This is a genomic window from Peptidiphaga sp., from assembly GCF_057238965.1.
Map to the genome: position 1 here is coordinate 1 of NZ_DBHHEV010000112.1, position 6,614 is coordinate 6,614.

General features: G+C 64.1%; 6 protein-coding genes. 2 read left to right on the top strand and 4 right to left on the bottom strand.

The annotated features are described in order from the left end of the window. From ACO48X_RS10285 to ACO48X_RS10300, 4 genes are all read right to left on the bottom strand, one after another. Positions 1 to 139, bottom strand: a 139-nt coding sequence (locus ACO48X_RS10285) for a hypothetical protein (protein WP_485002002.1), incomplete at its 3' end; no start/stop codon positions are given. Between the two features lie 77 nt (positions 140 to 216). Further along, positions 217 to 474, bottom strand: a complete 258-nt coding sequence (rpmA, locus tag ACO48X_RS10290; protein WP_485001998.1) for a 50S ribosomal protein L27 — start codon at positions 472 to 474, stop codon at positions 217 to 219. A gap of 39 nt (positions 475 to 513) precedes the next feature. Next, entirely contained in the window at positions 514 to 831 is a 318-nt protein-coding gene (gene rplU, locus ACO48X_RS10295) for a 50S ribosomal protein L21 (protein ID WP_485001999.1), read from the bottom strand. 246 nt (positions 832 to 1,077) lie between these two features. Then, positions 1,078 to 3,921: an Rne/Rng family ribonuclease gene (locus ACO48X_RS10300; RefSeq protein WP_485002000.1), complete on the bottom strand. Its 2,844-nt coding sequence runs from the start codon at positions 3,919 to 3,921 to the stop codon at positions 1,078 to 1,080. Positions 3,922 to 4,335: 414 nt separating this feature from the next. Between ACO48X_RS10300 and ACO48X_RS10305 the strand changes: the two genes are divergently transcribed. Next, positions 4,336 to 5,799, top strand: a complete 1,464-nt coding sequence (locus ACO48X_RS10305) for a cytochrome ubiquinol oxidase subunit I (RefSeq protein ID WP_485002003.1) — start codon at positions 4,336 to 4,338, stop codon at positions 5,797 to 5,799. Between the two features lie 11 nt (positions 5,800 to 5,810). Further along, positions 5,811 to 6,614 (top strand): cytochrome d ubiquinol oxidase subunit II (cydB, locus tag ACO48X_RS10310; protein ID WP_485002001.1); only part of this gene is annotated, 804 nt, incomplete at its 3' end.

Sequence of the window (6,614 nt, forward strand, 5' to 3'; positions counted from 1 at the left end):
CGACGTCGCCTCCACGCCCTCCGTTCGCGCCGTCGGGCCCGCCCAAGGGCTTGAATTTCTCTCGACGCACCGAAACGCACCCGTTTCCGCCGTCGCCCGCCTTGACGTGCAGCGTCACGTGATCGACGAAGCTGGCCATCTTCCCCTCCTATGCAAAGGGCCTATGCGAAAAGGGGCGGAAGGACGCGCCTTCCACCCCTATTTGCCCGATTGTTTTCAGGCCTCCGCAGCGACGATGTCGATGACCTTGCGATCGCGGCGGGTGCCGAACTTGACGTGACCGGCGGCGAGCGCAAAAAGCGTGTCGTCCTTGCCGCGCCCCACGTTGAGCCCCGGATGGAAGTGAGTGCCGCGCTGACGGACGATGATTTCGCCCGCGTTCACGAGCTGGCCGCCGAAACGCTTGACGCCGAGGCGCTGGGCGTTGGAATCGCGGCCGTTGCGGGAGGAGCTGGCGCCCTTCTTATGTGCCATCTCGAAAACCTGCCTTCTGAATAACGTTGGGGGAAAGGGTCACTTGATTCCGACGACCTTCAAGCGGGTCAGCTTCTGGCGATGACCCTGACGCTTGCGGTAGCCCGTCTTGTTCTTGTATTTGACGATCGAGATCTTCGGCCCTTTTTCCTCGCGCACGATCTCGGCGGTCACCTTCGCGGAGATGCCGTCGGCAGCCGATGTGACCTTCTCACCGTCAACGAGCAGGAGGGGCTCGAGCTCGACGGTGTCGCCGACCTCTCCGTCCAGCCTGTTCACGACGACGACGGACCCGACGGACACCTTCTCCTGGCGGCCGCCGGCCTTAACGATCGCGTACACCACGTTACTGCTCATCTCTGTTGATTAGGACTGCGCTCGCTCCTGCGGCGCAACTGACAATGGGGCGCAAGCGCGCCGACGCTCAAGTTTACTGGTGCAACCGATTGCCGGGCAAGTCAGACGGCGCCCTATGTCGCTATGCAATGCGCCACGCACGACGACGCAGGGGCGAGGCGCACAGCCGGTTTCGGAACACGGCCTCCGTGCGCGGCGGCCGAGCCGCCGCGCACACAGACCTCGCAAGGCGTCGCGTACAAGCCCTTACGAGGCGGGGAAGCTGAGAATCGCAGGACCCGCCGACGGAGTGATCGTCCCCGAAGAGGACACGCGCCTTGTGCGCGACTTAGAGCCTTCCGAGGCAGCGGAGCCCGCTTCGCCGCGCTCAGGCGCGTCGGCCGGGCTGAAAGATTCGTCCTGCTCGGCAAAATCGGCCCGGCTCTGCACCGAAGCCTCGCCGGGAGCGTCCGCTTGGCCCGCCTCGTCCGATTGGCCTGCCCCGCCCGGTTGGCCTTCCTCAGCGGCTTGCGCGGCGGCCGCCTTCCCGCGTTTGCCCTGGGCGCCCTTCGCCTTTTTCGTCCCTTGCCTCTTCGCGGAAGCCTTGGGTCGATTGCGCGCCTTCGCCGCTCCCCGCTTCGAATCCTCGCCGCCTTCGGCAGCCTGCCCCTCCGCGTCGTCGGCGTTCTTTGCCGAATCCTTCGCGGAGTCGTCTGATTCGCCTGGCTCGGAATTTTCGTCGTGCTTCGATTGGGCCGCTGCCGCGATGGAATGCAGCGCCGCCTTCACGTCGTCGTGCTTGGGGCTTTCGTCTCGGGGCTCGGAAGCCGTCTGCTTGGCGGCCTGTTTGTTTCGCGCGCGCTTGTCGGCGCCTGCGTCGCCCCTCTCGACGGGATTCGTGTGGATGATGTACCCGCGTCCCTCGCACGCCTCGCACACGGTCGAGAAAGCCTCGACGAGCCCCTGCCCGACCCTCTTGCGGGTCATCTGGACGAGGCCGAGAGACGTGACTTCGGCGACTTGGTGGCGCGTGCGGTCGCGCCCAAGGCATTCGACGAGCCTGCGAAGGACGAGCTCGCGGTTGGCCTCCAGCACCATGTCGATGAAGTCGATGACGATGATCCCGCCGATGTCGCGCAGACGAAGCTGACGGACGATCTCCTCGGCCGCCTCGAGGTTGTTCCTCGTCACCGTCTCCTCAAGGGTGCCCCCGGCGCCTGTGAACTTGCCGGTGTTGACGTCGATGACGGTCATCGCCTCGGTCCGGTCGATGACCAGCGTTCCGCCAGACGGCAGCCACACCTTCCGGTCAAACGCCTTGGCCAGCTGCTCGTCGACTCTGTGAGAGGCGAAAATGTCCAAGGCCCCGGTCCAGTGCTCCAGGCGCTGGGACAGCTCGGGGGAAAGCTCGGCCACGTACTCGGAGATCGTCCGCCACGCCTTGGCCCCCTGGATCTTCAGAGACTGGAAATCCTCGTTGAAGATGTCTCGGACCACCCGGACGGCGAGCTCCGGCTCCCCCTTGAGGAGCATCGGCGCCCCTTTGGTGTTCTTCGCCTTCGCCTGGATGTCCTGCCAGGTCTTCGCGAGCCGCTCGACGTCGGCCCGCAGCTGCTCCTCGGACGTGCCCTCGGCCGCCGTGCGGACGATGACGCCGTGCTCGGCGGGGACGATCTCGCGCAGCAGACGCTTGAGCCTCTGCCGCTCTTTGTCCGGAAGTTTGCGGGAAATCCCAGTCATCGCACCCGAAGGGACGAGGACGAGATGGCGGCCGGCGAGGGTGATCTGCGCGGTCAGGCGGGCGCCCTTGTGACCGATCGGATCCTTCGTCACCTGGACGACGACCGTGTCGCCAGATTTGAGAGCCTGTTCGATGCGGCGGGGCTTTCCCTCCAGCCCGGCGGCCTCCCAATTGACCTCGCCGGCGTAGAGGACGGCGTTTCGGCCCTTGCCGATGTCGACGAACGCCGCCTCCATCGACGGAAGCACGTTCTGGACTCTGCCAAGGTAGACGTTTCCAACCATCGAGGCCTGCGTGTGGCGGGCGACGTAGTGTTCGACGAGAACGTCGTCTTCCAAAACGGCAATCTGGTTGAGCCCGTCCTGCTCGCGAATGAGCATTTCGCGCTTGACCGATTCGCGCCGCGCCAAGTACTCGGACTCCGTGATGGAGTGACGGCGCCTGCCCGCCTCGCGGCCTTCTCGGCGGCGCTGCCGCTTGGCTTCGAGCCGAGTCGAGCCCTTGGGAATGCTGACCTCGTCGGAGGCCGAGTCCGCCGAGCGAGCGCGCCGACGTCGCCGACGCGTCCCGGCCTCCGCCGCCGAATCGCCGGCGTCCTTGGCCTTCGCGTCTTTCTGCTTGGAAGGCTCAGGCTTCTCTTCCGCCGCCTGGACGTCCTCGGAGGCGTTCTTGCGCCGCCCCCTCGTTCCGCGCTTGCGACGCCGCGGCTCGGAGCCCTCCTGCTCCTCGGGCGAGCGCTCGGAGCCCTCGCCCGCGTCGCGCTCGCCCTTCTTCTCCGCCTTCTGCTCGGGATCGGATTTCGCCGAGGCCCGCTTCCTGGCTCGAGAAGGGGCCGACGCCGGCTCCGACGGCTCCTCGGCGGACTTGCGCTTGCGAACGCGCACCTTGCTGACGTCGGGTTCCTGGAAAAGCAGGGCGGTCATTCCCATCGGCGGGGTGTCTCCGGGAACGGAATCCTCCGGCGACGAGAACTGCGGGGGCGATCCCGCAGAGCGCGCGGCCGCGCCGGGATCTGAGGCGCCTTCGGCGATGATCTCAAGCGATTCTACGACTTCTTTGGAAGGAGCCCTTCTGCGAGGCCTGCGCTTGGGCTCCAGCTCCGCAAGCGATTGGGCGACGGCGCTAGTGGCATCCGCCGTCGATTCGACGTCGGCCTGTTCGGAATCGGAGGCTCTGCGCCGGGTGCGCGCAGCGGGCCGCCGCACGCGGGCGGAGCGAACCGCCTTTCCTCCGTTCTCGCCTTGTCCTTCTTGGCCCGCCCCGCCTTGGCCGTCGTTGTTCGAGGCGGTTTCCCCTCCCCGGCCGTCGCCGACGGGGGACGCTGGCCCGTTGTGCGGATTTTCCCGCTCGTCCGTAACAAAATCAGACATACGTATTCTCCCACCGGGAGGCACCCCCGCAACGTGCCGTCTCCGGCTTATGTATCGCGGCTGACCGCGGAAGTCTCATGACAGGCGCACCGGCGGCGACGCTCTTGCGGCGCACAGTGCGGCCTCTCCAATCGGGATCATGCGGGAAATCCCAAAGCTGACAAGCATTGTCTCATACGTATCTGGAAACGGAACGACGAAACACGCGAAATCCATTCCACACCACAGCTTTCTCAAGAGGCTCCACGGTGTCTTTCCCCCGAAAAGCACATCGACCTGAAAGGAAGTTGCTTTGGTGTCGATTATGAATTAGCAGAGCGGGCAAGAACTTTCCCGACGATCTGTAAGATCGCGGCGGAAATCTGTTCTACACTGGAAGAGTTCAATCGGACCATGCCCACGGAAGGCTCAATGATGGAAGCTTTCGAACTGGCACGCTGGCAATTCGGCATCACAACCGTGTACCACTTCTACCAGGTGCCTCTGACAATCGGCCTGTCCACACTCGTGGCCGTCATGCAGACGAAGGCCCGCCGCTCCGGCGACCCCGCATGGCAGAAGGCGACCGATTTCTTCGGAAAGATTCTGCTCATCAATTTCGCCTTGGGCGTGGCGACGGGAATCGTTCAGGAGTTCCAGTTCGGAATGAACTGGTCGGAGTATTCCCGCTTCGTCGGCGACATTTTCGGAGCGCCCCTGGCTTTCGAGGCCCTGCTCGCGTTCTTCCTGGAATCGACCTTCTTGGGCCTGTGGATCTTCGGCAAGAATCGCCTTTCCCCGAAGCTCCACAACATGTGCATCTGGCTCCTGGCAATCGGCACGATGCTTTCCGGCTTCTTCATTCTCGCCGCCAACTCGTTCATGCAAAATCCGACGGGCGCCGTCGTCAACCGCCAGACGGGACGGCTCGAACTGGACGGAATCGGCGGCTTTTTCCGAGTGCTGTTCTCGGAAACCTCCCTTTACACCTTCGCCCACACGATCAGCGCCGCCTTCCTCGTCGCCGGCGGGCTCGTGGCGGGGCTCTGCTTTTGGTGGATGGCCCGTTCGCGTCGTAAAACGGGAAGCGAGGAGGAAGCCCGCAAATACTGGAAGCCCGCGGCCAAGGTCGGCCTCGTTGCGATGCTTGTCTCGTCGTGCATCGCCATCGGATCCGGCCACTTCATGGGCCAGCACGTCAAGGACATTCAGCCCGCCAAGGCCGCGGCGATGATGGGCGTGTGCGAATCGGGAGAGAGCCACGACCTCGTCATCGCCATGTGGACGTCCGACTGCGACGGCCCCCAGCTGACCCTGCCGTTCCCCGGCGGGCTCGAATCGTTCATGGCCACCAACCATTTTTCGGGCAAAGAATCCTTCCTCAAGGGCTTGGACGAGGTCAACGCCGAGCTGAAGGCCAAGTACGCCGACGTCTACGGATCCGACCAGGACTACCGGCCGAATCTGACGGTCACCTTCTGGTCCTTCAGAGCCATGATGGGCATCGGCTTCCTGGGACTGGCGATGTCGATCTTCGGCCTCTACTCGCTGCGCGGAAACAAGGTCGAGAAGTCCGAGAGAATGGGCAGACTCTGGCTTTTGGCCATTCCCCTGCCTTTCCTCGGCAACTCCTTCGGCTGGCTGCTGACGGAGATGGGGCGCCAGCCGTGGATCGTCAATCCCGGTGAGAACGGCATCATGCTGATGACCAACCAGGGCCTGTCGAACTCCGTGAGCGGAGGGACCGTGCTCACGTCGATGGCTGTCTTCACCCTCCTTTACAGCGCTCTGGGGGTCGTTTGGATCGCGCTGCTGCGGCGTTATGCGCTGGAGGGCATCGACACCCGCAAGAAGACCGTGAAGCTCAACGAGTCCGCCCCCATGACCTTCGCGTACTGAAAGGAACGATCGTGGAACTGACAACCATTCAGCTTCTCTGGTTCTCCGTCGTCGCGGTGCTGTGGATCGGCTACCTCGCGCTGGAAGGATTCGACTTCGGCGTCGCGATGCTGCTGAAGGTCCTTCCCAAAACGTCGAAAGAACGGCGCGTCGCGCTCAGCTCCATCGGCCCGCACTGGGACGGAAACGAAGTTTGGGTCCTCACCGCGGGAGGCGCAACGTTCGCCGCCTTCCCCGAGTGGTACGCGACGATGTTCTCGGGCATGTACCTCGCGCTCATGCTCATTTTGGTCTGCCTCATCGTCCGCGTCTGCGCCATCGAATGGCGAAAAATGATCGACACCGAGGCGTGGCGCAACCGCTGGGACACAGCCCACACCGTCTCGGCCTGGGTCGTCTCTTTCCTGTGGGGAGTCGCCTTCGCCAACCTGGTTCAAGGAATGCACATCGAGGTGGGCCATTACGACGACGGCGCCTTTGTGCCCGTCGCGCCTCAGGACGCCGCGAGCTCGCTGGCTGACAACTACCACTACCTCACGGGCGGATTCTTCTCGCTCATCACCCCTTTCACGGTGCTCGGCGGAATCGTGACCGTAAGCCTCTTCCTTTCCCACGGCGCGATTTTCCTCACGTTGAAGACCTCGGGCGACCTCCGGAAGCGGGCCCGCGCCTTCGCGAAGAAGTCCATTCTGGCTTCGACGTCCGCCACGGCCGGGTTGGCCCTGTGGGCGCAATTCGCCCAGACGAACAACGCGATTTCGATCCTTCCCCTGGCTTTGTGTGCGCTGATCCTCGTCACAGCGGCGGCATTCCGC

Coding starts and splice junctions, on each gene's coding strand:
- rpmA (WP_485001998.1), bottom strand. CDS start 474: ATGGCACATAAGAAGGGCGCCAGCTCCTCCCGCAACGGCCGCGATTCC.
- rplU (WP_485001999.1), bottom strand. CDS start 831: ATGAGCAGTAACGTGGTGTACGCGATCGTTAAGGCCGGCGGCCGCCAG.
- ACO48X_RS10300 (WP_485002000.1), bottom strand. CDS start 3,921: ATGTCTGATTTTGTTACGGACGAGCGGGAAAATCCGCACAACGGGCCA.
- ACO48X_RS10305 (WP_485002003.1), top strand. CDS start 4,336: ATGGAAGCTTTCGAACTGGCACGCTGGCAATTCGGCATCACAACCGTG.